This window comes from Chelatococcus sp. CO-6 (assembly GCF_001271345.1).
Taxonomy (GTDB): Bacteria; Pseudomonadota; Alphaproteobacteria; order Rhizobiales; family Beijerinckiaceae; genus Chelatococcus_A; species Chelatococcus_A caeni.
Window position 1 is genome coordinate 1,751,148 of the sequence record NZ_CP012398.1, and the last position, 25,950, is coordinate 1,777,097.

The window sequence follows — 25,950 nt, forward strand, 5'->3', positions numbered from 1 at the left end:
CCAGGTTGTTTCGGAACGAGGGTTACGGGACCGGACCGTTCCCGTCGAGCCCCTTGTCAAGCCCGCAGAGGCGGCGCGCGAACAGCCGGCGCATCAGCGGCGGCAGGAGGGCGATGAAGCCGAGCGCGGCGAAGGCGATGAAGATGTGCTTGTTGATCAGCGTCTTCTTGTTGAGCGTCAGGGTGCAGGCCTCGCGCGCCGCCGCGAGGCAGGCCTCGTAGGCCTCCTGCTGGGCGGCGACCGCGCCGTCGAGCCCGGCGCCGGCGAAGGCGAAGGCGAAGGTGCCGGGCACGATGCCGACGACGGTCGTCAGCGCATAGGTGGCGAAGGGTACCCCGAGGAGGGCGGGGGCGATGTTGACGAGCCAGAACGGAAAGACCGGCACGAGCCGCAGGAAGAGCATGTAGGCCACGGCGTCGCGGCGGAAGCCGGCGGCGAGCCTCTGCAGGAAGGGCCCGGCCTTCGCCGCCAGCACGTCGCCGAGCGAGGTGCGCGCCGCGAGGAAGATGACGAACGCGCCGCTCGTCGCCGCCACGAGGGCGGCGAGCCCGCCGATCAGCCAGCCGAAGAGAAAGCCGCCGAAGATGGTGAGCACGAGCCCGCCGGGCAGCGACAGGGCAACGACCAGCGCATAGCCGAGGACATAGAACACGAGCGAGCTGGCGAGATTCCCGTCGACATAGTGCCTGAGCTCGACGCGCCGGGCGAGCAGCTGGTCGAAGGACAGGTGGCGGTGCAGGCCGAAGGCGAGGGCGAGCGCCATGCCGGCGAGGATGACGGCGAGCGGCAGGAAGCGCCGCACGGGATGCCGTGCCCGCGGGCCGCGCTTCGTGCCCCCATCCCCGTCCGCCCTCATTGCCGGTTCCTTGCGTTCCTGCTTCTCTTGTCCTTGGCGGCCCGGCGACGGGCCACGCGTCAACCCCGGTGCAACTTGCCGGAAGATGGCAGGTCAGGCCAGCCCGGCAAAGGGTGCGTCACCGCCTCGTGATGCCCGGCCGGCGGGCCGGAGCCGGCAGGTCGATGCGGCGCGTCCGCGCATTGACTTTCCCGCCTCCATCCGCCATAAGCCGCGCAGGTTGGGCGGCGCTCGTCGGGGCGCCGCTTGTCGTTCTGCGACGTCCCTCGTCGCCTTGCGGCAGCCAACGACAAAGAACAAGCAGCAGATGTGCCGCGTGACGGCACGCGGCGCCGGGCGGTCCCACCGGATCGACGGCGCCCACGATCGGAGATGAGGCCGTGAAGAGGACCTACCAACCGAGCAAGCTCGTGCGCAAGCGCCGCCACGGCTTCCGCGCGCGGATGGCGACGAAGGGCGGGCGCAAGGTGATCGCGTCGCGTCGCGCGCGCGGCCGCAAGCGTCTGTCGGCCTGAGGCCGGCCCTCGGCGATGCCATGCAGGGCGCTCCGGCAGCTGTACAGCGGCGCGGGCGCCTGCCCCGCCTGCGCAAGCGCGCCGAGTTCAAGGCGGCGGCGGGCGGCCGACGGTTTCACACGAGCCGCATGAGCGTCCAGGCCCTGCTGCGCGGCACGCGGCCCCAGGGAACCGCCGTTCCCGCAGGCCCGCGCTTCGGTCTCACCGTCACGAAGAAGACCGGTGGCGCCGTCGAGCGCAACCGCATCCGGCGCCGCCTGCGGGCGGCGCTCGGCGCGATCGCGCCGCGCTGGCCGCAGGCCGACATCGATTTCGTCGTGGTGGCCCGGCGCGATGCCCTGACGGCGCCCTTTCCGGCCCTCGTCGAGGATCTCGACCGGGCTCTTGCGACCCTCACAGAAAAGACCACATCCACAACGTCCGGCGCAAAGCGTGTCCGGGCGCAGTCGGCGTTGGCCGCGGCACCTTTTCCCGGAACTGAAACGGATCGTCCATGACCGGCGATAACAAGAACCTGCTCTTCGCCATCGTCCTGTCCGTCATCGTCCTGATCGGCTGGAACTATTTCTACGGCGTGCCGCAGATGGAGCAGCAGCGCCGCGAGGCGCAGCAGCAGAGCCTGCAGCAGGGCGAAGCCGGCTCCACGGCGCCCGTCCCCTCCGGGACCAACGGCGCGGGCGCGCCGACGGCGGGCACGGCACCGGCGGTGGTGGTGACGCGCGACGAGGCGCTCGCCCAGGCGCCCCGCGTCGTCATCGACACGCCGAAGATCGCCGGCTCGTTCTCGCTGCGCGGCGCGCGCATCGACGACATCTCGCTCAAGGCCTATCGCGAGACGGTGGACCCGCGCAGCCCCAACATCGTCCTCCTGTCGCCGGCCGGCAGCCCGCATCCCTATTATGCCGAGTTCGGCTGGGTGACCGGTGCGGGCGCGAGCGTGAAGGTGCCGGACGCCAACACCGTATGGACCGCGGACCGGGACCGCCTGACGCCGTCCGAACCCGTGACGCTCACCTTCGACAACGGCGAGGGCCTCGTCTTCCGGCGTCAGATCGCCGTCGACGACGACGCGATGTTCACGATCAAGGACAGCGTCGAGAACACCGGCGGCGAGCCCGTCACGCTGCATCCCTTCGGTCTCGTCTCGCGCCACGGCGTGCCGGCGACGCAAGGCTTCTACATCCTGCACGAGGGCCTCATCGGCGTCCTCGGCGACGATGGCCTGAAGGAGGTCTCCTACTCCGGCCTCGAGAAGGATCCCGTCCTCGTCGGTGACATGCGCGGCCAGGTCTACAAGGGCGTGACCGGCGGCTTCATCGGCATCACCGACAAGTACTGGGCGGCGGCCGTCGTCCCGAACCAGGACCAGCCCTACGACGGGCGCTTCTCGGTGTCGCCGGGTGCGCACGGGCCCCGCTTCCAGTCGGACATGCTGGGCGGACCGCAGACGGTTGCGCCGGGTGCCACGACCGAGGTGACGACCCGCCTCTTCGCCGGCGCCAAGGAAGTCGCGGCCATCGACCATTATGAGCAGGCGCTCGGCATCAAGCGCTTCGACCTGCTCATCGACTGGGGTTGGTTCTACTTCATCACCAAGCCCCTGTTCAGGGTGATCGACTTCTTCTTCAAGATGTTCGGCAACTTCGGCGTGGCGATCCTCATCGTCACGGTCATCATCAAGGCCATCTTCTTCCCGCTCGCCAACCGCTCCTACGTGTCGATGGCGAAGATGAAGGCGGTGCAGCCGGAGATGATGGCGATCCGCGACCGCTATGCCGACGACAAGATGAAGCAGCAGCAGGCGCTGATGGAGCTCTACAAGAAGGAGAAGATCAATCCGCTCGCCGGCTGCTGGCCCATCCTCATCCAGATCCCGGTCTTCTTCGCGCTCTACAAGGTGCTCTTCGTCACCATCGAGATGCGCCACGCGCCGTTCTTCGGCTGGATCAGGGATCTTGCCGCGCCCGATCCGACGACGGTCTTCAACCTCTTCGGCCTCATCCCGTGGGATCCCTCGCAGGTGCCGGTCATCGGCCACTTCCTGATGCTCGGCGTCTGGCCGATCATCATGGGCTTCACGATGTTCGTGCAGATGAAGATGAACCCGGAGCCGACCGATCCGATCCAGAAGACCATGTTCGCCTGGATGCCGGTGATCTTCACCTTCATGCTGGCGTCGTTCCCGGCCGGGCTCGTCATCTACTGGTCGTGGAACAACCTGCTCTCGGTGCTGCAGCAGGGCTTCATCATGCGCAAGAACGGCGTCAAGATCGAGCTGTGGGGCAACCTGCGCAACACCTTCTCGGGCCGCGCCAAGGCCTGACCGGCCGGAGCTGTGCCCACGAAGAACCGCGCCCGGCTCCGGCCGGGCGCTGTCGTTTGAGGCCGCCGCGCCGGCCTGAGATCGGGAGACCGGGATGAAGCGCCCGCCCGCCCCGCCCGCCGGCTGCGGGCCCCACCCGCTCGATCCGGCCCCGCTGCCCGGCCATCCCCGCGTCGGTTTCCTGAAGGCCTTCGTCGACCGTCCGAATGTCGAGGTGGGCGACTACACCTATTACGACGATCCCGCCGGGCCGCAGCACTTCCTCGAGCGCTGCGTGCTGCACCACTACGATTTCCTCGGCGACCGGCTCGTCATCGGCCGCTTCTGCGCCATCGCCACCGGCGTCACCTTCATCATGAACGGCGCCAACCACGCCATGACGGGCCTCTCGACCTACCCCTTCAACATCTTCGGCAACGGCTGGGAGGAGGGGTTCGACATGGGCTCCATCGCGGCGGGCCTGCGCGGCGACACCATCATCGGCAACGATGTCTGGATCGGCCACGAGGCCATGCTGATGCCGGGCGTCACCGTCGGCGACGGCGCCATCATCGCCGCACGCGCGGTGGTCGCGGGGCCCGTGCCGGCCTATGCCATCGTCGCGGGCAATCCGGCGCGCGTGGTGCGCATGCGCTTCACCGAAGCCGAGATCGAGGCGCTCAGCGCTATCCGCTGGTGGGACTGGGACGCGGCAAAAATCACACGCAACCTCGCTCTCATCCGCGGCAACGACGTCGATGCCTTGCGGCGGGCGCGCTGACGGCCTAAGCCTCGGACGATGAACGAGGCAACCGACGACGCCACCGACCACGCCGAGATCGGCCGCAAGCTGTTCGCGGGCGAGGCCGGTTTCATCTGGGCGACCGCCTCCCTCGGCGGCCTGCCGCCCATGGAGGGGCTCGAGATCGCCTTCGCCGGCCGCTCCAACGTCGGCAAGTCGAGCCTCGTCAACGCGCTGACGGGCCGCAAGGCGCTGGCGCGCACCTCGAACACGCCCGGCCGCACGCAGGAGCTCAACTTCTTCCGCATCGGCCCGGAGGACGGGGCCCCGCGCCGGCTGACGCTCGTCGACATGCCCGGCTACGGCTATGCGGCCGTCGGCAAGGAGAAGGTTGCCGCCTGGACCGACCTCATCCACGCCTATCTGCGCGGGCGCGCCAATCTCGCGCGCGTCTACGTGCTCATCGATGCGCGCCACGGCATCAAGCCCATCGACGCCGGCGTGCTCGACCTTCTCGACAAGGCGGCGGTCTCCTACCAGATCGTGCTGACCAAGACCGACGCCCTGTCACGAGCCGAGCTCGACAAGCGGCTCGCGGCGACGGCCGCCGCCCTCGCCAAGCGCGCGGCGGCCTTCCCGGTCATCTTGCCGACGTCGAGCCGCACCGGCGAGGGCATGAGCGAGCTGCGCGAGGCGGTGGCGCGGCTGATGGACGAGCGCGGCGCCCTCTAAGGGTGCCCGCAAAGCGGCGAGGGATCAAAAAGGGGGCGGCATGAGCGACCGGTTCTTTGTCTTCGTCGGCGGGCTCTTCGGCTTCTGGGGTGTCGCCGCGGCGGCTGCGGCGGCGCATATCGCCGGCACCGGCATGCTGGCGACGGCGGCGAGCATCCTCCTCGTCCATGCCGTGCTGCTCGTCGCCCTGCCGGCCGCGCTCAACGCCTGGGTGGCGCACCGGGGGCTGATGCGCATCGGCGGCTGGCTGCTCGCCGCGGGCGTCCTCCTCTTTACCGGCGACCTGACGCTGCGCGCCCTCGTCGACGACGGCCTCTTTCCGATGGCGGCCCCGGCCGGCGGCATCCTCGTGATGCTCGGCTGGGCGGCGATCGGCACGTCGGGCCTCGTCTCGAGCCGCCTGTGAAGGCGTGCTCCCGTTTGCCATGAGGCGTCGGAGCGGGGGCGACAGCCGCCTCCCTCCCTGCTAAAAGACGGCCTCGCGAAGCAACCCTTCCCTCAACCTGCGCCGCGACACGACATGACCGACCTTCCCGATCTACCCGACGTGCATACCCAGGCCGAGACGCTGGTGCAGGCGCTGCCGCACATGCAGCGCTACGACCAGGAGATCGTGGTCATCAAATACGGCGGCCATGCCATGGGCGACGCCGCGGCGGCGGAGGATTTCGCCGAGGACGTGGTGTTGCTCGAGCAGTCCGGCGTCAAGCCGATCGTCGTGCACGGCGGCGGCCCGCAGATCGGCCGCATGCTGGAGAAGCTCGGCATCAAGTCCGAATTCGCGGCCGGCCTCAGGATCACGGACAAGGCCACCGTCGACATCGTCGAGATGGTGCTCGCCGGCGCCATCAACAAGCAGATCGTCGGCACCATCTCGGTCGAAGGCGGCAAGGCCATCGGCCTGTGCGGCAAGGACGGCAACATGGTCGTCGCCCGCAAGGTGACGCGCACGGTGGTCGATCCCGATTCGAACATCGAGAAGATCGTCGACCTCGGCTTCGTCGGCGAGCCCGAGAAGGTCGACCGCACCGTGCTCGACGCGGTGCTCAAGGCCGAGCTCATCCCCGTGCTCGCGCCCGTCGCCGTCGGCCACGACGGGGCGACCTACAACGTCAATGCCGACACCTTCGCCGGCGCCATCGCCGGGGCCATGCGCGCCAAGCGCCTCCTCCTGCTCACCGACGTGCCGGGCGTGCTCGACAAGGACAAGAACCTCCTGCCCGAGCTCACGGTGGAGGACTGCCGCCGCCTCATCGCCGACGGCACCATCACCGGCGGCATGATCCCGAAGGTCGAGACCTGCATCTACGCGCTGGAGCAGGGCGTCGAGGGGGTCGTCATCCTTGACGGCAAGGTGCCCCATTCGGTGCTGCTCGAGCTCTACACGGACCACGGCGCCGGCACGCTCATCCGCCGCTGACGGGCGGCGGGAGGGCCGGCGAAACGGGCGAGGCACGGCAGGACATGGCGACGGGCTATCTCTATCTCCTCATCGCCATCGTCGGTGAGGTCATCGCCACGTCGGCGCTCAAGGCGTCCGAGGGCTTCACCAGGCCGTTGCCGTCCCTCGTCACCGCCGTCGGCTACGGCGTCGCCTTCTACTGCCTGTCGCTGACGCTGCGCACGATCCCGGTCGGCATCGCCTATGCCATCTGGAGCGGCATCGGCATCGTGCTCATCTCGCTCGTCGGCTTCTTCGCCTTCCGGCAGGGCCTCGATGCGCCGGCGCTCGTCGGCATCGGCCTCATCCTGGCCGGTGTCGTCGTCATCAACGTCTTCTCCTCCTCCGTGCCGCATTGAGGCTTCCGCCGGGCCGGACGAGCTTGCAATCGCCGCTCCGGCACCCCATCTCCTTCCTCCTTTCACGCACGAGAGGTCGCAGATGAAGATGATCGACACGGTGCCGGCCGCAGGGGCGGAGAAGGCCCGCCGCGGCTTCGCGCATGTCGATACCTGGATCTTCGATCTCGACAATACGCTCTACCCGCACGAGGCGCAGCTGTGGCCGCAGGTCGACGAGCGCATCACGCTCTTCGTCTGCGACTTCTTCGGCATGGACGGCCTCTCGGCCCGTGCCCTGCAGAAGTATTATTACAACCGCTACGGCACGACCCTGCGCGGCCTCATGGAGGAGCAGGGCATCGACCCGCGCGACTTCCTCGCCTTCGCCCACAGCATCGATTATTCGCTGCTCGCGCCCGATCCGGCGCTCGCGACCGCCATCGGCGCCCTGCCGGGGCGCAAGCTCATCCTGACCAACGGCTCGCGCGGCCATGCCGAGGCGGTGGCGGAGCGGCTCGGCATCGGCGCGCATTTCGAGGATATCTTCGACATCGCCGACGCCGGCTTCGTGCCGAAGCCCGAGCCGGCGACCTATGCGAGCTTCCTCGACCGCCACGGCATCGAGGCCTCGCGCGCGGCGATGTTCGAGGACCTCGCCAAGAATCTCGCCGAGCCGCACCGGCTCGGCATGACGACCGTGCTCGTGCTGCCGAAGACGCCCGACCCCTTCCGCGAGCTGCACGAGCAGGAAGAGGTCGTCGCCTCCCACATCGAATATACGACCCGCGACCTCTCCGGCTTCCTCGTGCGCGACACCGGCATCGGCCGGGCCGACGCCGGCCCCTGATCAGGGCCGCCCGCGCCCGGCGAGGACGAGGCCGGTCATGGCCATGGCGGCGAGGACGACGGCCATGTCCCGGAAGGTCGCGGCATAGCCGAAGGCGCCGATCCATGGCTGGCTGACGAGCGGCGAGAGGAACTGCCCGAGGAAGATGCTGGCCGTGAGCCCTCCGGCCACCCGCCCGCGCAGGGCCGGCGGCGCCACGGCGAGCGCGGTAGCGCCGAGATTGGGGATCACCAGCCCCATGCCGAAGCCGGTGACGACGATGGCGGCGACCACGGCGAGGTAGCTTTCGGCCATCGCCACGAGGCCGTAGCCGGCCGCCATGAGCCCGAAGCCGATCCCGAACAGCGTCGTGCTCGACCAGCTGCGGCGCAGCCGGCCGAAGCCGAGCGCGACGACCGCCTGGGCGAGCGTGAAGAGGCCGATGGCGAGGCCCGCCCGGCTCGGCGCCGCATGGCCGAGCTCGCGCAGATGGAACGGCAGCTGCGTCGGCACGAGGTAGAAGATGACGCTGTTGAGCATGGCGGCCGTCAGCAGCAGGGCGAGCGCCGCGGGCGAGCCGCTTGGCGCCTCGCCCGGTGCCGGCCGGGCGGCTCCGCTGCGCGCCGGCTCGGCGATGAAGGCGATGACCGCCGGCATGAGCAGGAAGGCCATGCCGTAGATGGCGAAGGGTGCCCGCCAGTCGATCTCGGCGAGGAGCCCGCCGCCCGTGAGGCACAGGAGGCCGCCGCCGCCGATGGCGGCGGATTGCAGGCCGAGGAACCGGTCACGCGCCGGACCGGCGAGATAATCGCCGACGAGCGCGGTCGCCGTCGTCATGATCATCGCCACGGCGACCCCGAGCAGCGCCCGGCTGGCGAGAATGGCGCCGAGCGAATCGAGCACCAGCCCCGACATGCCGGCGATGCCGTAGAGGCCGATGGCGCCGATCAGGAACGGGCGCCGGCCCCAGCGGTCGATGAGGCCGCCGGCAGGCAGGGCGACGAGCGCGATGGCGAGCGCCGGGATGGTGAGGACGAGCCGCGTCATCAGGGCCACCTGCTCCGTGCCGGCGAAATGCGCCTGCATGGCCGGCAGCGCCGGCGCGATGGTGGCGGCGGACATGATGGTGAGCACGCCCGTCGCGAGCAGCGTCGCGTTGCGGGGGCCGGCCCTGGGCCCGGCGGCGGCCGGAACCGCCTCGCCGCCGGCGAGCTCGCCCTGGCGCATCGGCCTCATGCGGCCACCTCGCTGTAGGCCGAGGCCTGGCGCGCGTCGCGCAGGGCGCGGGCCCACCAGGCGAGCCGCGCGAGCAGCAGGGCCATGGCCTTGTAGGCGCCGTCGCCCTCCGGCAGCGACCCGTCGGGGCGGAAGCGCTCGTGCGCCTGGGCGAAGGACACGCAGTCGCGGATCGTCGCCGCATGCAGCTCGCCGAAGACGAGCCGCAGCTGCTCGACGGCGCGCAGCCCGCCCGAGATGCCGCCGTAGGACACGAAGGCGACGGGCTTGGCGTGCCATTCGTGACTGGCGCAGTCGATCATGAACTTGAGCGGCGCCGGATAGCCGCGGTTGTACTCCGGCGTCACCACGAGGAAGGCGTCCGCCGCCGCGATCGCCTGCCTGAGGCCGGCGACGGCCGGATCGTCGCGGCTCGGGTGGCGCAGCGACAGGTCGAGCCCGGCCGGGTCGAGGCGCAGGAGGGAGAAGGCGCCGCTCTTGTCGACTTCCGCCGCCGCCCAGTCGGCGACGGTGTCGCACAGGCGCCCTTCGCGGTTGCTGCCGTAGATCATCGCGAGCCGGATGGGCAGGGTCATCGGCATGGGTGCTCCATGGTTCGGCGTGCGCTGGCACGCGGGGAGCCGCAGTGATAAAACCTGAACTTAGCTTGAGGTCAATGCCCGGCTTCGAGCCTGGAAAGACCTGCGATCTGGAGGGCGAGCATGACGATGCCCGATCCTGTGGCGGTCGGCCGGGATCTGACGGTGGGCGAGGTCGCGCGGCGCAGCGGCGTCGCCGTTTCGGCCCTGCATTTCTACGAGCGGAAGGGGCTCATCCGCAGCCTGCGCAGCGCCGGCAACCAGCGCCGCTATCCGCGCGAGGTGCTGCGGCGCGTCGCCGTCATCAAGGTGGCGCAGCGGGTCGGCATTCCCCTCGCCGCCATCGGCGAGGCGCTGGCCGCATTGCCCGAGGGGCGCACGCCGACCGAGGAGGACTGGCGGGCCCTGTCGCTGAGCTGGCGGCAGGAGCTCGATCTGCGCATAGACCGCCTCACGCGGCTGCGCGATCAGCTCGACCAGTGCATCGGCTGCGGGTGCCTGTCGGTGAAGGCCTGCCGCCTGCGCAACCCGCACGATGCGCTCGCCCGCGAAGGCCCCGGGGCGCGGCTCCTCGATCCGGGCTGAGCGCTGCAGGGATCGCCATCCGCCACTCGCAGCCTGCGACGTTCTGCACCCATAGGTTGATAATATCGCTCGCGATCGCGCGTTGAGGGCGTTCCCGCAGCGCGGCAAGGGGACGGCAACAGATCGGGTGGGGCGATGACGATACGGGAAGCATTCGAAACGCGGGCCAACAACTTCGATCTCCTGCGCCTCGTGGCGGTGCTGCTGGTGCTGTGGAGCCACAGCTACACGCTGACCGGCACCGGGGCGGAGCTCTTCCACTGGCTGACGGATGGCTACGACACGGGCGGGGGCATGGGCGTCGCCATCTTCTTCGCCATCAGCGGCTTCCTGGTGGCGCGTTCGGTGACGGTGCACGCCTCGGGCCAGTATCTCCTCAACCGCGTCCTGCGCATCGTGCCGGCGCTCGCCCTCGTGACGGTGTTCGATATCTTCTGTCTCGGCCCCATGGTCACGAGCCTCGGCCTCGCCGACTACCTGCTCCATCCCGAGACGCTGCAGCACGCACGCAACATCTTCGTCTTCGGCGTGTCCTTCAATCTGCCCGGCGTCTTCACGAACCTGCCCCATACCGGGGTCAACGGCTCCATCTGGACCTTGGCGCTCGAATGCGGGTTCTACCTGCTCCTGCCGGTCGCCATGGTCTGCGGGCTCCTGTCGCGCCGCGGCGTGCTGCTGCTCGTCGCCGCCGTCGCCGGGCTCGTGCTCTGGGGCAGCCAGGTGTGGGGCCTGTCCTGGGGGAACATGGGCGGCGAGCTCTGGGCTGGCGCCTCGCTCTTCCCGGTCCTGCGCTACGGCCTCGTCTTCGTGCTCGGCGCGGCGCTGTGGGTGCACCGGGCAACGGTCCCGGTCAGCGCCGGCCTCGCCCTCGCCTGCCTGATATTGCTCTACGCCTTCGCGAACCGGCCGGGCGCACAGTTCGTCTATCTCCTGGCCCTGCCCTATCTCGTCATCTATGCCGCGCTGGCGCATCCGCTGTCCTTCGACGTGAAGGAGCGGTTCGGCGACATGTCCTACGGCGCCTACCTGTTCGCCTTTCCGCTGCAGCAGCTGCTGATCTGGGCCTTCGGGCCCGAGGTCGGCCCGACGGTCATATCGCTCATGGCGACGCCGCTGGCGCTGGCGGCCGGCTTCGTCTCCTGGCATCTCGTGGAGCGCCCGGCGCTGGACCTCAGGTACCGGCGGGGCGCGGCAGCCGGTCTCGCCCGCCGCCCGGCGCCCACCGTCTGACGCCTGCATCGCGCCTGCGGCAGGGACGGCCCGGCCAGCCCTGCCGCCCCGGCACGGGCGCCATGCCCGTAGCGGATTTCCCTGCCCGCCGCCTTGCACTCGCCGCACCCCGCCCCCATAACCGGGCGGGGTGCGGCGCCTCTTCGAGGTCCGCGCCGCGCATGTGAAACGGGATGGGACGCGTCCGCAGCATGGAGGCAGGAGAGCACGAGGCCGGCGCCGTGGACGGGGACCGGGGACGTGCCGGGGCCGTTCAGCCCGCAGCCGGGCCGGGCACTGCGCTCGCCGCGCCCCCGCCGAGCCCGCCCGTCGAGGTCACCGGCGACACGCGCCGCCGGCTGTCGCTCATCGGCACCGTGGTCAGCGTCGCGCTCTTCCTCGCCTCGATGGTCGTGCTGTGGCGCATCATCGGCGAGATCAGCCTTGCCGAGCTCAGGAACGCCTTTGCGGCCGCCAGCGTGCGGCAGATCGCGCTCGCCATCCTCTTCACCTGCGTCAGCTACCTGCTGCTGACGGGATACGACGCCCTCGCCCTGCGCCAGCTCGGCCGCAGCATCGCCTATCGCGTCACGGCGCTCGCCTCCTTCACGAGCTACGCCGTCAGCTTCACGCTGGGCTTTCCGCTCGTCACCTCCGGGGCGGTGCGCTACCGCATCTATTCGCCCTACGGCATCAAGGCGCCGACCATCGTCGGCCTCACCGTCATCGCCGGCATCACCTTCTGGCTCGGCATGAGCGCGGTTCTGGCCTGGAGCCTGATGCGCGAGAGCCTCGCCGTCGCGGCGCTGACGGGCACGGTCGTGCGGCTCAACGAGGGGCTCGGCATCGCCATCGTCGCCGCCCTCGTCGGCTATCTCGCCTGGGTCGGCGTCAAGCGGCGCAGCGTCAGCGTGCAGGGCTGGCGCCTCGAACTGCCGGGCTTCCGGCTGTCCATCGGGCAGATGCTGCTCGGCGCGGGCGACGTCTGCGCGGCGGCCGGCGTCCTCTTCGTGCTCCTGCCGGGCGGCCACGGCCTCAGCTACGAGACCTTCCTCGCCATCTATGTCGCGGCCTGCATGCTCGGCATCGCCAGCCACGCCCCGGGCGGCATCGGTGTCTTCGAGGCGACCATGCTGATCGCCCTGTCGCACCTGCCGCGCGAGGGCGTCCTCGGCGCCCTGCTGCTGTTCCGGCTGTACTACTATCTCGTGCCCTTCGCCTTCGCGCTGCTGCTGCTCGGCGCTCACGAGATCGGCGCGCGCCTCGGCGATCCGGCGCGGCGCTGACGGCCGGCTCAGGCTGACCTGGCCCGCTCCCTGGCACGCTCCACGGCGAGGCCGGCCGGCTCGGGCCAGGCCGTCACCGGCGCGATGTGCTCGCCCTGCAGGTAGTCGACCCCCCATTGGGTGAGGAGGCGGGCGGTGTCCTCGTCCTCCACCCATTCGGCGACCGTGGCGATGCCGAGATGCTGGGCGAGGTCGACGAGCGTGCGCACGAAGAAGCGGTCGTCGCTCGACCGCGCGAGGTTCTGCACGAAGGCGCCGTCGATCTTGAGCAGGTCGATGGGGAAATGGCGCAGGTGCCGGAAGGAGGTGTGTCCGGCGCCGAAATCGTCGATGGCGATGAAGACGCCGAGCGCCTTCATGGCGTCGAGCGAGGCCCGCGTGGCGCCCGGGTCCTCGACGGCCGCCGTCTCGGTGATCTCGATGATGAGCCGCTCGGCGACGCCGGGGCAGGCGCCGAGCTGGGCGGCGAGATTGCCGAGCCAGGCGCGGCTCGCGAGCGTGCGCGGCGAGATGTTGAGGGCGATGCGCAGCCCTGGCTCGCCCATCATGCGGGCGGCGATGAGCTCGAGCATGCGATGGTCGACGGCCTCGATCAGCCCGGCCTTCTCGGCTGCGGGCACGAGGCGCGCGGCCCCGGCCTCGCCCCCATCGGGCAGTCGCAGGCGCAGCAGGGCCTCGTGGAAGGCCGGCTGGCGCGTCACGGCATCGACGATCGCCTGGCGCGCGGGCACGATCCGGCGTTCGTTGAGGGCGGCGAGGATGTCGATCCCGTCCGCCGTGGCACGGCGTGTGGTCATGGTGGCAGCCAGTTGCGGTCCGTAGAAGACAAAGCCGCTGCCGCTCAGCCGCCGCGCCTCGTCGAAGGCGAGATTGGCGTTCCGCATCAGCGTTTCCGCATCGTCGGCGTGCTGGGGCGCCGTCGCGGCGCCCATGCGCAGGCGCACCGCCGCCGCAGCCCCGCCGGCCGCCGCGGCGAGCCCGGCCATGCGCGCGGCGGCGACCGTCGCCTGCTGGGCGGAGCAGCCGCGCATGACGAGCGCGAAGCGGTTGCTGCCGTGGCGGATGAGCAGGTCGCCCTGCCGCAGCTGCCGCATCAGGACCTGCGCGGTGGCCGCGATGATGTCGTCGCCCCGCGCATAGCCGAGCGCCGCATTGATGGCCCCGAGATTGTCGATGGCGAGGAAGATCAGCGTCAGCGGCGTGCGGCGGCCGCAGTCCTCGGCGAAGAGGGCGCCGATCGTCCTGGCGAGATCAGCCCAGCCGTCGGCCCGTGCGACGCCGGACTGCGCGGGCTCGCGCGCGATGCGCATGACGCCGTGCACGGTCGCCGGGCGCCCGTCGGGGCCCCCATACCAGCGCCCGCTGTCCTCGACGGCGACATCCGTGGCGCCGGCCCTGAGGCGGTAGTGGAGGCGGAAGGGCACGCCGGCGCCGGTGTCCTCGCCTGCGGTGGTGCGGAAGAAGGCGCAGCGGCCGGGGCCGGAGGCGACGTCGATCAGCCGGTCGAAGGCCGCGCCGGTCGCGAGCGCACCCCTGCAGTCGAGGCCGATGACCTCGGCGCCGTTGCTGCCGAAGCTGAGCCGGTCGCTGGCAAGGTCCCAGTCGTAGACCACCTCGCCGAGCGACGTCAGCAGCCGGCGGGGATCGAGCGGCGCGGCAGCGGCATCGGGCGTGAGCGACGCCGGATGGTCCGCGCGACGAGCGACGCCTGTCCAGTCTGCCATCGGCTGCCGGGTCCTGCCTGTCTGGGAGCTTGCCGCGTCTGGCACCGGAGGCGGCGGCTGAACCGGCGCGCAGAAACGCTAGCGGGCATCATGAACGGCAAGGGTTAACGGCCGGTAAAGAGTGGCGATCTCTGCACGCCGGCAACAAAAAAGGGCCGGTGAACCGGCCCTTCCTGTCGTATCGCTCGATGGAGCGTCCGCCTCTCACGCCTCGGCGCGGGGCTTCAGCACCTGCCGGCCGCGATACATGCCGGTCTTGAGGTCGACGTGGTGCGGACGACGCAGCTCGCCCGAGTCCTTGTCTTCCACGTAGGTGGGCTGCTGCAGCGCGTCGGCGGAGCGGCGGTGGCCGCGCTTCATCCGCGACGTTTTTCTTTTCGGAACGGCCATGGCTCAACTCCGGTCGATGGCTTCTGCGGGCCTGCGCGCGCAAAGGGGCGCAGGTCCCTCGTTGACGAAACTGTCTCTGGGACGCGGGCTTATACAGGCTCAGCGCCGGATTGGCTAGCCCTCGGCGGCAGAAAGTGGGATTTTCCCTTTACGCGCCGAGGCAGGAGACGTTCTCGTTGCCCATGCGGCCCATGATGCGCGAGGCATAGGTGGACAGATAGCGGGTCGGGCGGGCCGGGTTGCGCGCGATCGGATTGGGCAAGGCGGCCACGAGGAGGGCCGCCTCGCGCCGCGTCAGATCCCGCGCGCTCTTGCCGAAATGGCGCCGCGCCGCCGCCTCGGCGCCGAAGACGCCCTCTCCCCACTCGGCGATGTTGAGATAGGCCTCCATCACCCGGCGTTTCGGCCAGACGGTGTCGACGACGAGCGCGAGCGGCAGCTCGAGCCCCTTGCGCAGGTAGGAGCGGCCCGGCCAGAGGAGGATGTTCTTCACCGTCTGCATGGTGATGGTGGAGGCCCCGCGCGAGGCGCCGTCGCCGAATGCATCCTCGATGACGCTCTGCAGGGCGAACCAGTCGATCCCCGCATGCATGCAGAACCGCGAATCCTCCGCCGCGATGGCCGCCCGGGCGAGATGCGGCGATATGTCCGACAGCGGCATGTAGATGCGCTCAACCGGCTGCAGCGTGAGCCAGCGCCCCAGCATCAGCGTGGAGACGGGCGGCAGGACGCGGTAGACGGCGATGGAAACGGCCCAGAACAGCATGATGGCGAGCACCGCGCGCATGGTCCAGCGCAGCACCGTCCGGCCGATGGCCAGCCTCCCCCGGCTTCTTGCTTGCACGTTTGCGGTCATCTCCCTGCCCCTGAGTGGCCCATAGGCTTGACCGATCCGGGCGTCTCGGGCAAGCGACGCTTGCCTTCACGTTCCGGTGGCGACCTGGGAGAAACGACCATGGCGAGCTTGAGCGCCGCTTTTACCGAGCGTCTCGAGGCCGCGGCCCGCGCGCTGGAGCCACTGCTCGAGGCGCTTCTCGGCGGCACGCCGCTCGCCGGCGAGATCGCCCGCCCGCCCCGCCTTCTCGCCGCCATGCGCCATGCCGTGCTCGACGGTGGCAAGCGCCTGCGTCCTTTCCTCACCGTCGAGACGGCCCGGCTCTTCGGCGAGACCGGGGAGGGGGCGCTGCGGGCCGGGGCCGCCATCGAGCTCCTGCATTGCTATTCCCTCGTCCATGACGACCTGCCGGCCATGGACGACGACGACCTGAGGCGCGGCCGCCCCACCGTGCACCGCGCCTTCGACGAGGCCACCGCCATCCTTGCCGGCGACGCGCTGCTGACGCTCGCCTTCGACGTGCTCGCCGATCCGGCCCTGACGGCGGATACGGCCGTCCGTGCCGAGCTCGTGCTCGGCCTTGCCCGGGCGGCCGGGCTCGGCGGCATGGTCGGCGGACAGATGCTGGACCTCGAGGCCGAGAGCCGGTCGACGCCCTTCGCGGAGGCCGAGGTGCGCCGCCTGCAGGCCATGAAGACGGGTGCGCTCATCGCCTTTGCCGTCGATGCGGGCGGGGTTTTCGCGCGGGCGGGGGCCGAGGAGCGGGGTCGCCTCGCGGTCTATGGCCGGGCCCTCGGCGCAGCCTTCCAGATTGCCGACGACATTCTCGACCGGGAGGCGAGCACGGACGCGCTCGGCAAGCGCGCCGCCAAGGATGCCGACAGGGGCAAGGCGACGCTCGTCGACGTGCTCGGCATCGAGGCGGCGCGGGCGGAGCGCGATCGCCTTGCCGAGGAGGCCGTGGCGGCGCTCGCCCCCTTCGGCCCGGCGGCGGACACGCTGCGCGAGGCGGCGCGCTTCGCCGCCGCGCGCCGCAAGTAGGTCTTATCGGATCGCGTGGCCGCGGGTCTGGTGCTCCCTCTCCCCGCCAGCGAGGAGAGGGGGGCTGGGCGCGGCGCCTACACCGTCACCTGGGTGCCGACCTCGACGACGCGGCCGGTGGGGATCTGGAAGAAGTCCGTCGCGTCGTTGGCGTTCTTGGCGAGCGAGATGAACAGCCTGTCCTGCCACATCGGCATGCCCGACTGGGCGGCGGGCCGGATGGAGCGGCGCGAGAGGAAGAACGACGTCGACATGATGTCGAACTTGAAGCCCCGCTTGCGCAGGATGGCGAGGCCCTTCGGCACGTTGGGCATCTCCATGTAGCCGAAGGTCATCTCCACCCGCCAGAAGCCGTCGGCGATGGGCTCGATGTTGACGCGCTCCTCGTCGTTGATGCGCGGCACGTCGGCCGTCCTGACGGTGAGGATGGCGTTCTTCTCGTGCAGCACCTTGTTGTGCTTGAGGTTGTGCAGCAGCGCCGAGGGGGCGGTCTCCGGATCGCTCGTCAGGAACACGGCCGTGCCCTTGATGCGGTGCGGCGGGCTCTTCTGCAGCATCTCCACGAGCTCGACGAGCGGCACGTCCACCTTGCGCGTCTTGGCGAAGAGGATGGCGGTGCCCTTCACCCAGGTCCACATCACGACGATGAGCACGCTCGCCAGCAGCACCGGCACATAGCCGCCGGAGAACAATTTGAGCAGGTTCGCCGAGAAGAAGGCGATGTCGATCGTCAGGAACGGCACGATCAGCAGGACGGCGGCGGCGAGGCTCCAGCGCCAGCCCTTCCAGATGACGAGGATGGCGAGGATGCCGTCCACCACCATCGCGCCGAAGACCGAGATGCCGTAGGCGTGGGCGAGGCCGCTCGAGGAGCCGAACATGGCCACGAGGAAGAGCACGCCGATGAGCAGCATGGCGTTGACGCGCGGCAGGAAGATCTGGCCCTGGTGCGAGGCCGAGGTGAAGCGCACCTCGAGCCGCGGCAGCAGGCCGAGCTGGATGGCCTGGCGCGTGAGCGAGAAGGCGCCGGTGATGACGGCCTGGCTCGCGATGATGGTCGCCACCGTCGCCAGGATGGTGAGGGGCAGAAGGCCCCAGTCGGGCACCATGCGGTAGAACGGGTTCTCGATGGCGTCCGGATGGGCGAGCACGAGCGCGCCCTGCCCGAAATAGTTCAGCACCAGGGCGGGAAAGACGAAGCACAGCCAGGCCGCGCGGATGGGGCCGCGCCCGAAGTGGCCGAGATCGGCATAGAGCGCCTCGGCTCCCGTCACGGCCAGGCAGACGGCGCCGAGGACCGCGAAGGCGACGACCGAGTGGTTGATGAGGAACATCAGCCCGTAGTGCGGCCACAGCGCCCGGAAGACGTCCGGATCGTCCATGATGTGCAGGATGCCCGTCACCGCCAGCACCGTGAACCACACGCCCATGATCGGCCCGAAGAACGCGGCGACCTTGCCGGTGCCGCGGCTCTGCACGGCGAAGAGCGCGACGAGGATGGCGACGGTGATGGGCACGACATAGTCGCCGAGCTCCGGCGCCGCGAGCTTGAGGCCCTCGACGGCCGACAGCACCGAGATCGCCGGCGTCAGCATGGAATCGCCGTAGAACAGCGCGGCGCCGGTGATGCCGAGCGCGAGGACGAGGGCGTGCGAGCGGCCCATCGCCCGCTGGGCAAGGGCGACGAGGCTCAGCGTGCCGCCTTCGCCCTTGTTGTCGGCCCTGAGCAGGATCACCACGTATTTGATCGTCACCACGAGGATGAGCGACCACAGGATGAGCGACAGCACGCCGATGATCGTTTCGCGGGCGATGGGCCCGTCGCCGTCCGAGACGGCATGCACCGCCTCGCGCAGCGCATAGAGCGGGCTCGTGCCGATGTCGCCGTAGACGACGCCGACGGATCCGAGCGCGAGGGCGAAGAAGCTGGAGGGCGCATGCACCCCGGCCTGTCCCATGTCGCCGGCAGCCTGCTCGCTGCTGCTGCCCTGACCTGCGAGCATGGAGGCTTTGGTATCTGAAACCATATGGATGAAGGCCTATGGTTGGCCACACATGAATGCCGCCGGCAGCCGGCCGCACGGCGCGCTGTTACCCTTCGGGGCGGCTGGGCCGCGACGAAGGCACCCTTAGGGCCGGCGGTGTTTACCACAAGCGGCAGGCCGGGCAAACGCCCCATGCGCCGATCGCCGGAAAGTGTGAATTGTCAAACGGATAGGATGGGACGGCAGGCTACTCGGCGGCCTTCGACAGGCGCTGCCCGAAGCGCCTGTCGATGTAATCGGCGACCAGCGTCTTGAATTCCGCCGCAATCGTCGGCCCGCGCAGGGTCGTGGCCTTCTGCCCGTCGATGAAGACCGGCGCGGCCGGCATTTCCCCCGTGCCGGGCAGCGAGATGCCGATGTCGGCATGTTTCGATTCGCCCGGCCCGTTGACGATGCAGCCCATGACCGCGACGTTGAGCGCCTCGACGCCGGGATAGCGCGTCTTCCACTCGGGCATCGAGGTCGAGATCCAGTCCTGGATGTCGCGGGCGAGCTCCTGGAACACGGTGGAGGTCGTGCGCCCGCAGCCCGGGCAGGCGGCGACCAGCGGCACGAAGGTGCGGAAGCCCATGGTCTGCAGCAGCTCCTGGGCCGCCTTGACCTCGAGCGTGCGGTCGCCCCCGGGCTCGGGCGTCAGCGAGAAGCGGATCGTGTCGCCGACGCCTTCCTGCAGGAGGATGCCGATGGCCGCGGCCGAGGCGACGATGCCCTTGGAGCCCATGCCGGCCTCGGTGAGGCCGAGATGCAGGGCATAGTCCGAGCGCGCGGCGAGGTCGCGGTAGACGGCGATGAGGTCCTGCACCGCCGAGACCTTGGCGGAGAGGATGATCCTGTCGCGTGCGAGGCCGATCTCCTCGGCCCGCTCGGCCGACAGGAGCGCCGAGCGCACCAGCGCCTCGCGCGTGACGGCGCGCGCATCGACGGGCCGGGGCGAGCGGGCGTTGATGTCCATGAGGTGCGTCAGCAGCTCCTGGTCGAGCGAGCCCCAGTTGGCGCCGATGCGCACGGGCTTCTGCCAGCGGATCGCCGTCTCGACGATCATGCCGAACTGCCGGTCCTTCTTGTCCTTGAAGCCGACGTTGCCGGGATTGATGCGGTACTTGTCGAGCGCCTCGGCGCAGGCCGGATGGTCGGCGAGCAGCTTGTGGCCGATGAAGTGGAAGTCGCCGACGATGGGCACGGCGATGCCCATCCGCGCCAATTTGTCGCGAATGTGCGGCACCGCTGCCGCCGCCTCGGCCCGGTCGACGGTGATGCGCACGAGCTCGGACCCCGCGCGCGCGAGCGCGGCCACCTGCCGCACCGTCGCCTCGACATCGGCCGTGTCGGTGTTGGTCATCGACTGGACGACGATGGGCGCCCCGCCGCCGACCGCGACGGAGCCGACCTTGACGCCGACGGTGCGGTGCCGCGCGCCTGCGCCCGCAGGGGCAGGCGTCAGCGCCTCGGTGCCCGGCAGATGGGTGATGTCAGCTGTCATGCGATCGGCTCGGAAGGCTCGTTTGGACGATCGAAGGTCTTGCTGCGCCTCTCGCGCCGTCAGGTCAAGGCTTGACTTTCGCCTTTTGCGCCTGCCCGGCAATGGGCACACGTGCCGGCGATCTCGACGACCTGGGCCCGCGGCTTGAAGGCGGCGCCGGTCAGCACCCGCCTGAGGGCCGCGCCGACCTCGGGCGAGGAGGCCTCGTCGACGCCGCCGCAGGTCTCGCAGATGAGGAAGACGACGAGCTCCCCGGGCTCGTGATGGTGCGGGCAGGCGACGAAGGCGTTCTTCGTCTCCAGCTTGTGCACGAAGCCCTGCTCCAGGAGGAAGTCGAGGGCGCGGTAGATCGTGATCGGCGCCACCCGCCGCTCGTCCTGCCGGGTCAGCGCCTCGGCGAGGTCGTAGGCGCCGAGCGGCCGGTGCGTGGCATAGAGCGTCTCCAGCACGGCGCGGCGGATCGGCGTCAGCCGCTGGCCGCGTGTCCGGCAGGCGGCCTCGGCCGCATCGAGCGCGGCAGGCGCCTCCTTCAGCCGGGCGGCGGCATGGGCGCAATCCCCGTCCTCGCCGTGGTGATGGTGATGGTCGTGGCCTGCCTCGATCTCGTGCATCGTGTCGCTGTCTGTCCCGTGGCCGTTGCCCGCCGCCGCTGTCATCAGGCGGTGGCGATACGGTGCCTCAATGCGAACATTATAGCGTTACTCGCCCGGCGAGGCACCGCACCGAGCGCATGTCCGCCGCGGCCTCGTGCCACCGGTTGCGCGAAGGGACTCGCGGCGAGCGGTCCCCGTGCGACGTGGGTTTGCAGTGCGGCGCAACATAGATAGGGTCTATCACCCCAGTTGCCCACCCCGCGGCGGCGCTTCGCCGCGAAGAGGGCCTTGCGAGAAGAGTTCTTCGTCGCGTCCAGGAACATCATAACAGCAGCCATCGGGAGCAACACATGTCGCTGAAATCGCGCACCGCCGTCGTCACCGGTTCAACGAGCGGCATCGGGCTCGCCATCGCCCGGGCCCTGGCCGCCGAGGGCGCCCACGTCGTCATCAACGGCTTCGGCGAGCCGGCTGCCATCGAGCGGGAACGGGCGACGATCGAGCGCGAGTTCGGCGTCAAGGCCATCTATTCGGGCGCCGACATGACGAAGCCGGCCGAGATCGCCCAGATGATCGCCGATACCGAGAAGTCCCTCGGCTCCGTCGACGTGCTCGTCAACAATGCCGGCATCCAGCATGTCGCGCCCGTCGAGGAGTTCCCGGTCGAGAAGTGGGACCAGATCATCGCGATCAATCTCTCCTCCGCCTTCCATGGCATCCGGGCGGCGGTGCCCGGCATGAAGGCGCGCCGCTGGGGCCGCATCATCAACACCGCTTCCGCCCATGCCCTCGTCGCCTCGCCCTACAAGTCGGCCTATGTGGCGGCCAAGCACGGCATCGCCGGCCTCACCAAGACGATCGCCCTTGAGGTCGCGACCCACGGCATCACGGTGAACGCCATCTGCCCCGGCTATGTCTGGACGCCGCTCGTCGAGAAGCAGATTCCCGACACGGCCAAGGCCCGTGGCATCAGCGAGGCCGAGGTGAAGGAGAAGGTGCTGCTCGCCGGCCAGCCGACGAAGGAATTCGTGACGGTGGACGAAGTCGCCGCCTACGCCGTCTTCCTCGCCTCCGACGCCGCGCGCTCCATCACGGGCGCGATCGCCACCATCGACGGCGGCTGGACGGCCGAATGACCGGCCGCGCCCCCCGCGCCCGCCATCCTGCCGGCAAGCCCCCCGGCAAGCCGGCGGGCGGCTTTGCCGGCATCGCCGGCCCGAAGGCCGAGAAGAGCATCTGCCTTGCCCTGCAGGGCGGCGGCGCCCACGGCGCCTTCACCTGGGGCGTCGTCGACGCTCTGCTCGAGGATGGCCGGCTCGCCATCGAGGCGATCTCGGGCACCAGCGCCGGCGCCATGAACGCCGTCGTCATGACCCAGGGCTTCATAGAGGCCGGCATCGACGGCGCGCGGCGCGACCTCGAGACCTTCTGGCGGCGCGTCAGCCGCGACGGGGCGCTGTCGCCGCTGCAGCGCTCGCTGGTCGACCGCATGCTCGGCATCTGGGGCGGGGGCGACGAGCCGCCCGGCCTCCTGTGGTTCGACATGGTGTCGCGCTTCGCCAGCCCCTACGACTTCAACCCGCTCAATATCAATCCGCTCCGCGACCTCATCGAGGAACTGATCGACTTCGACAAGGTGCGCGCCTGCAACTCGGTCTCGCTCTTCATCGCCGCGACCAACGTGCGCACGGGCAAGATCAAGCTCTTCGAGCGCCCGGAGCTGACCGCCGACCACATCATGGCCTCGGCCTGCCTGCCCATGGTCTTCCAGGCGGTCGAGATCGACGGCGTGCCCTATTGGGACGGCGGCTACATGGGCAATCCCGCCCTCTTCCCGCTGTTCTACGGCGCGGCGAGCGACGACGTGCTCCTGGTGCAGATCAACCCGATCGAGCGGGAGGAGACGCCGCGCTCCGCCCGCGAGATCCAGAACCGCCTGACCGAGATCACCTTCAACGCCACGCTCCTGCGCGAGATGCGCGCCATCGAGTTCGTCACGCGCCTCATCGACGAGGGCAAGCTGTCGAAGGACGAGTACAAGCGCGTGCTCATGCACCGCATCGACGCCGACCTCCTGATGAAGCGCGTGACGGCGGCCTCGCGCCTGTCGGCGGACTGGAGCCTTTTGCAGCGCCTCGCCGATCTTGGCCGGCAGGCCGCGCGCAAATGGCTCAAGGAGAGCTATGATGACGTCGGCGTGCGGTCGACGCTCGACCTGCGCCACGAATTCGCCTGACGAAGCGCGGAAGGACCGGCCATGGGCGACTGGCCGCATCAGGCCGCCGTTCCCGGCGGCACCATCGAGATCGTGGTGGGAGATATCACGCGTCTCGCCGTCGATGCCGTCGTCAACGCCGCCAACCGCACGCTCCTCGGCGGTGGCGGCGTCGACGGGGCGATCCACCGGGCGGCGGGGCCGGAGCTTCTCGCCGAATGCCGCACCCTCGGCGGGTGCGAGACCGGCGAGGCGAAGATCACGCGCGGCTATCGGCTGCCCTCGGCCCATGTCATCCACACGGTCGGTCCCGTCTGGCGGGGAGGCGCGGAGGACGAGGCGGCGCTGCTCGCCGCCTGCTACGGCAATGCGCTCGCCCTCGCCCATGCGCACGGCCTTGCCCGCATCGCCTTTCCCGCCATCTCCACCGGCGTCTACGGCTTTCCCCCGGAGGAGGCGGCGCCGGTCGCGGTCGGCACCGTGCTGGCGAGATTGCCGGATATTTCCATCGAACGCGTCGTCTTCTGCTGCTTCTCGGCCGGCAGCGCCGTTCTGCACCGCGAGGCGCTCGAGACCCTCACGCGCTGATCTCAGGCCTCGCGAAAGGCCCAGACGCTCGTCTTCTTGATCTCGTTGTCTTCGAGCGCCCGCGTCACCGGCACCTCATAGGTGGCGAGCGCGGCGAGCCGTTCGCGCGCCAGATAACTGCGGCCGGGGTCGCCGATGAGCACAGTGGCGCCGCGCGCGGCGAGGCGCGACAGCCAGTCGGTGACGGCAGCGGCGAGATCGCGCTCGTAGCAGATGTCGCCGGCCAGCACGCAGTCCCACCCCTCGTCCGTGCCGACGAGATTGTCCTGGCGGACGGTGAGGGCGACACCGTTGGCCTCGGCATTCACCGCAATGGCCGCCGCCGCGAAGGTGTCGATGTCGCAGGCGTCCACCTGTGCCGCGCCGGCCCGTGCGGCGGCGATGGCCACGAGCCCCGAACCCGACGCGAAATCGAGCACGCGCTTGCCGGTGACGATGGCCGGGTGATCGAGGATATAGCGCGCCAGCGCCTGCCCGCCAGCCCAGGCGAAGGCCCAGAAGGGCGGCGGCAGCCCCATGGCGCCGAGCTCCTCCTCGGTCTTCTCCCACAGGGCCGTCGCTTCGTCCGCCACATGCAGCACGATCTCCGGCGCGTGCGGCACCGGCAGGAGCCGCGTATGGGTGCGGACGAAAGCGGCCTTGTCCGTTGCGAGGCGCGTCATGGCCGCTCGTCGAGCATGCGGCGGTAGAGGTCCTTCAACCCGTCCATCACGTGGCGCTCCGTGAAGCCGTCGAGCACGCGCGCGCGCGCCGCAGCGCCCATGGCGGCGACGCGCCGCGGATCGGCCGCCAGCTGCGCGATGGCCTCGGCGAGAGCCGCTGCGTCGTCCGGCGGCACCACGAGGCCCTCGATGCCGTCGCGCACCAGCGTACGGCAGCCGGGCACGTCCGTCGTCAGGACGGCGCGGCCGCTCACCGCCCCTTCGAGCAAGGTGCGTGGCAGGCCCTCGCCGCCGCGCGACGGCAGGCACGAGACGTGGTGCTCGCGCCAGACGCCGGCGATGTCGCGCGTCGGGCCGCGCCAGGCGATGCCGGGCTCCTCCGACCATTGCCGGAGCGTCGCCTCCGGCACCGCCTTGGGATTGTCGGGATCCGGCGCGCCGAAGAGCGAGAGCTCGACCGCGACGCCGTCCGTGCGGGCGCGGCGGACGGCCTCCACCGCGAGGTCGATGCCCTTCGACCACAGCATGCGCGCGACGACGGCCACCCTGAGCGGTGGCTGCGGCGGCAGCGGCGCCACGGGATAATCCGCTGGCTCGACACCGGCGCCGCCGACGATGGTCACGTTCGGCGCGCGCGGATCGAGCCCGATGAGACGCGGGTCGTCCTCGTTCTCGAAGAGGTAATGCGTGCCGCGGCCTTCGAGCCCGCCGCGGATGACGAGGCGAAGCCCGGCCCGCGCCACGCGCGCGACGGCATCGCGGCGGGCGCCGAGGAAGCCGAGGCCGGTCAGCGCATAGACGCGGCCGGCGATGCCGGCGAGACGCGCCGCAAGGCCGCCGAGCACGATGGAGCGCAGGGCGATGGCGTGCACGATGTCGGGGCGCTCCTCGGCGAGCACTCGGCGCATGGCACCGACGGTGCGCAGGATGGCGAGGGGGCTCATGCTGCGCCGGTCCGCCTCGAGCGCCAGCACGCGCGCGCCCGTCGCCTCGATCACCTCCCGGTGCGCCCGCACCCGCGCCACCACCGTCACGGCAAGCCCCATCTCGCGCGCGGCCCGCGCCATGGGCAGGAAATGCGAAGCGAAGAACCAGTCCTCGGTGACGAGGAAGAGAACGGAACGGGGCCGGTCGGTCACGATGCCTCACGCAAAGCCGAGAAAGAGCGCGAGCGCGCGGTTTACCGCGAGAAGGTCCGTCTCGTCGAGCCGGCCGAAAGGCTCGCCCACCTTGCCGCGGGGCACCGTGTGAGCCTTGTCGACCATGATCTGCGAGACCTTCTGCAGGCCGTTGCGCTCGTTCGGCTCGACCGTGATGCGCAGGAGCGGCGCCGCGACGAGTTCACTCGTCACCGGCAGCAAGGTGAAGGAGGGATGCGTGCTGAAGAGATCCGACTGGACGATCAGGGCCGGTCTGGGTTTGCCATAGGCCCCGGGAAGAGCCACGGTGACGAGATCACCGCGCCTCATTCACGCCAGCCCCGATGGTCCGAGACCGCTTCGATGAAATCGAGGATCTCGTCTTCCTCGGCGCTCTTGGCGATGAGTTGCGACTGGCGCCGGCATTCCTCGGCAAAGCCGGGCTGCGCCGGGTCCGGTATCCAGATCTGCACCGGCTTCAGCCCGGCCGCCCGCAATCGCTCGCGATGGCGCTGCACGCGCTTGGCGACACCTGCCATTTCAGTCTCCGACCTGTGTTACATGTAACATAGGTCGTCGCCTGTGGGAC

Annotated in this window: 29 protein-coding genes; 16 read left to right on the forward strand and 13 right to left on the reverse strand. The window is 70.2% G+C overall.

Going from position 1 to position 25,950, the window contains the following annotated elements:
* Nucleotides 1-22: 22 nt before the first annotated feature.
* Nucleotides 23-856, reverse strand: a complete 834-nt coding sequence (locus AL346_RS08225) for a TVP38/TMEM64 family protein (protein ID WP_019404753.1) — start codon at nucleotides 854-856, stop codon at nucleotides 23-25.
* 380 nt (nucleotides 857-1,236) lie between these two features.
* Between AL346_RS08225 and rpmH the strand changes: the two genes are divergently transcribed.
* The 9 genes from rpmH (at nucleotide 1,237) to AL346_RS08270 (ending at nucleotide 7,776) form a co-directional block, all read left to right on the forward strand.
* On the forward strand, nucleotides 1,237-1,371 hold the full coding sequence (gene rpmH / locus AL346_RS08230) for a 50S ribosomal protein L34 (RefSeq protein WP_019404754.1): 135 nt from the start codon (nucleotides 1,237-1,239) through the stop codon (nucleotides 1,369-1,371).
* A gap of 20 nt (nucleotides 1,372-1,391) precedes the next feature.
* A complete protein-coding gene (gene rnpA / locus AL346_RS08235) occupies nucleotides 1,392-1,868 on the forward strand; it encodes a ribonuclease P protein component (RefSeq protein WP_019404755.1) in 477 nt (158 codons plus the stop codon).
* Nucleotides 1,865-3,694, forward strand: coding sequence for a membrane protein insertase YidC (yidC, locus tag AL346_RS08240; RefSeq protein WP_019404756.1), 1,830 nt, complete (start codon nucleotides 1,865-1,867; stop codon nucleotides 3,692-3,694). Before rnpA ends, yidC begins: the two co-directional genes overlap by 4 nt.
* A 94-nt stretch (nucleotides 3,695-3,788) precedes the next feature.
* On the forward strand, nucleotides 3,789-4,454 hold the full coding sequence (locus tag AL346_RS08245) for a CatB-related O-acetyltransferase (protein WP_053193513.1): 666 nt from the start codon (nucleotides 3,789-3,791) through the stop codon (nucleotides 4,452-4,454).
* Between the two features lie 18 nt (nucleotides 4,455-4,472).
* Nucleotides 4,473-5,147: a ribosome biogenesis GTP-binding protein YihA/YsxC gene (yihA, locus tag AL346_RS08250; protein ID WP_019404758.1), complete on the forward strand. Its 675-nt coding sequence runs from the start codon at nucleotides 4,473-4,475 to the stop codon at nucleotides 5,145-5,147.
* A 40-nt stretch (nucleotides 5,148-5,187) separates the two neighbouring features.
* Nucleotides 5,188-5,553, forward strand: coding sequence for a DUF423 domain-containing protein (locus AL346_RS08255; RefSeq protein WP_019404759.1), 366 nt, complete (start codon nucleotides 5,188-5,190; stop codon nucleotides 5,551-5,553).
* 114 nt (nucleotides 5,554-5,667) lie between these two features.
* Nucleotides 5,668-6,567, forward strand: a complete 900-nt coding sequence (gene argB / locus AL346_RS08260) for an acetylglutamate kinase (protein ID WP_019404760.1) — start codon at nucleotides 5,668-5,670, stop codon at nucleotides 6,565-6,567.
* Between the two features lie 44 nt (nucleotides 6,568-6,611).
* Nucleotides 6,612-6,947 (forward strand): multidrug efflux SMR transporter, encoded by a 336-nt coding sequence (locus tag AL346_RS08265; RefSeq protein ID WP_019404761.1) that lies wholly within the window; start codon nucleotides 6,612-6,614, stop codon nucleotides 6,945-6,947.
* 82 nt (nucleotides 6,948-7,029) lie between these two features.
* Nucleotides 7,030-7,776 (forward strand): pyrimidine 5'-nucleotidase, encoded by a 747-nt coding sequence (locus tag AL346_RS08270; protein WP_183316394.1) that lies wholly within the window; start codon nucleotides 7,030-7,032, stop codon nucleotides 7,774-7,776.
* On the opposite strand, the gene AL346_RS08275 is transcribed toward AL346_RS08270, so the two are convergent.
* Entirely contained in the window at nucleotides 7,777-8,991 is a 1,215-nt protein-coding gene (locus AL346_RS08275; RefSeq protein WP_245258980.1) for an MFS transporter, read from the reverse strand.
* Nucleotides 8,988-9,566 carry an NADPH-dependent FMN reductase gene (locus AL346_RS08280; RefSeq protein ID WP_026015590.1) on the reverse strand — a complete coding sequence of 193 codons (579 nt, stop codon included), beginning with the start codon at nucleotides 9,564-9,566 and terminating at the stop codon, nucleotides 8,988-8,990. The genes AL346_RS08275 and AL346_RS08280 overlap by 4 nt, the downstream gene beginning before the upstream one ends.
* A gap of 126 nt (nucleotides 9,567-9,692) precedes the next feature.
* Here AL346_RS08280 and soxR point away from each other — a divergent pair, with 126 nt between their 5' ends.
* The 3 genes from soxR to AL346_RS08295 all read left to right on the forward strand — a co-directional run bounded on the left by soxR (nucleotide 9,693) and on the right by AL346_RS08295 (nucleotide 12,649).
* Nucleotides 9,693-10,154, forward strand: a complete 462-nt coding sequence (soxR, locus tag AL346_RS08285) for a redox-sensitive transcriptional activator SoxR (protein WP_019404765.1) — start codon at nucleotides 9,693-9,695, stop codon at nucleotides 10,152-10,154.
* 135 nt (nucleotides 10,155-10,289) lie between these two features.
* Nucleotides 10,290-11,384, forward strand: coding sequence for an acyltransferase (locus tag AL346_RS08290; protein WP_019404766.1), 1,095 nt, complete (start codon nucleotides 10,290-10,292; stop codon nucleotides 11,382-11,384).
* 191 nt (nucleotides 11,385-11,575) lie between these two features.
* Nucleotides 11,576-12,649 carry a lysylphosphatidylglycerol synthase domain-containing protein gene (locus AL346_RS08295; protein ID WP_019404767.1) on the forward strand — a complete coding sequence of 358 codons (1,074 nt, stop codon included), beginning with the start codon at nucleotides 11,576-11,578 and terminating at the stop codon, nucleotides 12,647-12,649.
* 8 nt (nucleotides 12,650-12,657) lie between these two features.
* Here the strand turns inward: AL346_RS08295 and AL346_RS08300 are convergent, their stop codons facing one another.
* From AL346_RS08300 to mtgA, 3 genes are all read right to left on the reverse strand, one after another.
* Nucleotides 12,658-14,373 carry a bifunctional diguanylate cyclase/phosphodiesterase gene (locus AL346_RS08300; RefSeq protein ID WP_053193515.1) on the reverse strand — a complete coding sequence of 572 codons (1,716 nt, stop codon included), beginning with the start codon at nucleotides 14,371-14,373 and terminating at the stop codon, nucleotides 12,658-12,660.
* A 204-nt stretch (nucleotides 14,374-14,577) separates the two neighbouring features.
* Entirely contained in the window at nucleotides 14,578-14,763 is a 186-nt protein-coding gene (gene rpmF, locus AL346_RS08305; protein WP_026014831.1) for a 50S ribosomal protein L32, read from the reverse strand.
* A 148-nt stretch (nucleotides 14,764-14,911) separates the two neighbouring features.
* Complete coding sequence (mtgA, locus tag AL346_RS08310; RefSeq protein WP_085952966.1) at nucleotides 14,912-15,619, reverse strand: monofunctional biosynthetic peptidoglycan transglycosylase; 708 nt, start codon at nucleotides 15,617-15,619, stop codon at nucleotides 14,912-14,914.
* Nucleotides 15,620-15,718: 99 nt separating this feature from the next.
* On the opposite strand from mtgA, the gene AL346_RS08315 reads away from it, so the two are divergent.
* Nucleotides 15,719-16,639 carry a polyprenyl synthetase family protein gene (locus tag AL346_RS08315; RefSeq protein ID WP_019400509.1) on the forward strand — a complete coding sequence of 307 codons (921 nt, stop codon included), beginning with the start codon at nucleotides 15,719-15,721 and terminating at the stop codon, nucleotides 16,637-16,639.
* 77 nt (nucleotides 16,640-16,716) lie between these two features.
* Here the strand turns inward: AL346_RS08315 and AL346_RS08320 are convergent, their stop codons facing one another.
* The 3 genes from AL346_RS08320 to AL346_RS08330 form a co-directional block, all read right to left on the reverse strand.
* Nucleotides 16,717-18,642, reverse strand: coding sequence for a potassium transporter Kup (locus AL346_RS08320; protein ID WP_156332717.1), 1,926 nt, complete (start codon nucleotides 18,640-18,642; stop codon nucleotides 16,717-16,719).
* 229 nt (nucleotides 18,643-18,871) lie between these two features.
* The gene (gene ispG, locus AL346_RS08325; RefSeq protein ID WP_019400507.1) at nucleotides 18,872-20,164 is read right to left on the reverse strand and encodes a flavodoxin-dependent (E)-4-hydroxy-3-methylbut-2-enyl-diphosphate synthase; all 1,293 of its coding nucleotides are present in this window, start codon (nucleotides 20,162-20,164) and stop codon (nucleotides 18,872-18,874) included.
* Nucleotides 20,165-20,223: 59 nt separating this feature from the next.
* Nucleotides 20,224-20,820: a Fur family transcriptional regulator gene (locus AL346_RS08330; RefSeq protein WP_019400506.1), complete on the reverse strand. Its 597-nt coding sequence runs from the start codon at nucleotides 20,818-20,820 to the stop codon at nucleotides 20,224-20,226.
* 287 nt (nucleotides 20,821-21,107) lie between these two features.
* Here AL346_RS08330 and AL346_RS08335 point away from each other — a divergent pair, with 287 nt between their 5' ends.
* Genes AL346_RS08335 through AL346_RS08345 form a run of 3 tightly spaced genes read left to right on the forward strand, consistent with a single transcriptional unit; the run spans nucleotide 21,108 to nucleotide 23,560 of the window.
* Nucleotides 21,108-21,893, forward strand: a complete 786-nt coding sequence (locus tag AL346_RS08335) for a 3-hydroxybutyrate dehydrogenase (RefSeq protein ID WP_019400505.1) — start codon at nucleotides 21,108-21,110, stop codon at nucleotides 21,891-21,893.
* Nucleotides 21,890-22,993, forward strand: coding sequence for a patatin-like phospholipase family protein (locus AL346_RS08340; protein WP_019400504.1), 1,104 nt, complete (start codon nucleotides 21,890-21,892; stop codon nucleotides 22,991-22,993). Before AL346_RS08335 ends, AL346_RS08340 begins: the two co-directional genes overlap by 4 nt.
* Before the next feature lie 21 nt (nucleotides 22,994-23,014).
* Nucleotides 23,015-23,560: an O-acetyl-ADP-ribose deacetylase gene (locus AL346_RS08345; RefSeq protein WP_019400503.1), complete on the forward strand. Its 546-nt coding sequence runs from the start codon at nucleotides 23,015-23,017 to the stop codon at nucleotides 23,558-23,560.
* A 2-nt stretch (nucleotides 23,561-23,562) separates the two neighbouring features.
* Here the strand turns inward: AL346_RS08345 and AL346_RS08350 are convergent, their stop codons facing one another.
* From AL346_RS08350 to AL346_RS08365, 4 genes are read right to left on the reverse strand one after another with little or no spacing between them, the layout of a single operon-like run.
* Nucleotides 23,563-24,222, reverse strand: a complete 660-nt coding sequence (locus AL346_RS08350; RefSeq protein WP_019400502.1) for a methyltransferase — start codon at nucleotides 24,220-24,222, stop codon at nucleotides 23,563-23,565.
* Nucleotides 24,219-25,361, reverse strand: a complete 1,143-nt coding sequence (locus tag AL346_RS08355; RefSeq protein WP_019400501.1) for a glycosyltransferase — start codon at nucleotides 25,359-25,361, stop codon at nucleotides 24,219-24,221. Before AL346_RS08355 ends, AL346_RS08350 begins: the two co-directional genes overlap by 4 nt.
* 6 nt (nucleotides 25,362-25,367) lie before the next feature.
* The gene (locus AL346_RS08360; RefSeq protein ID WP_019400500.1) at nucleotides 25,368-25,691 is read right to left on the reverse strand and encodes a type II toxin-antitoxin system PemK/MazF family toxin; all 324 of its coding nucleotides are present in this window, start codon (nucleotides 25,689-25,691) and stop codon (nucleotides 25,368-25,370) included.
* Nucleotides 25,688-25,900 carry an antitoxin MazE family protein gene (locus AL346_RS08365; protein ID WP_019400499.1) on the reverse strand — a complete coding sequence of 71 codons (213 nt, stop codon included), beginning with the start codon at nucleotides 25,898-25,900 and terminating at the stop codon, nucleotides 25,688-25,690. Before AL346_RS08365 ends, AL346_RS08360 begins: the two co-directional genes overlap by 4 nt.
* Between the last annotated feature and the right edge of the window lie 50 nt (nucleotides 25,901-25,950).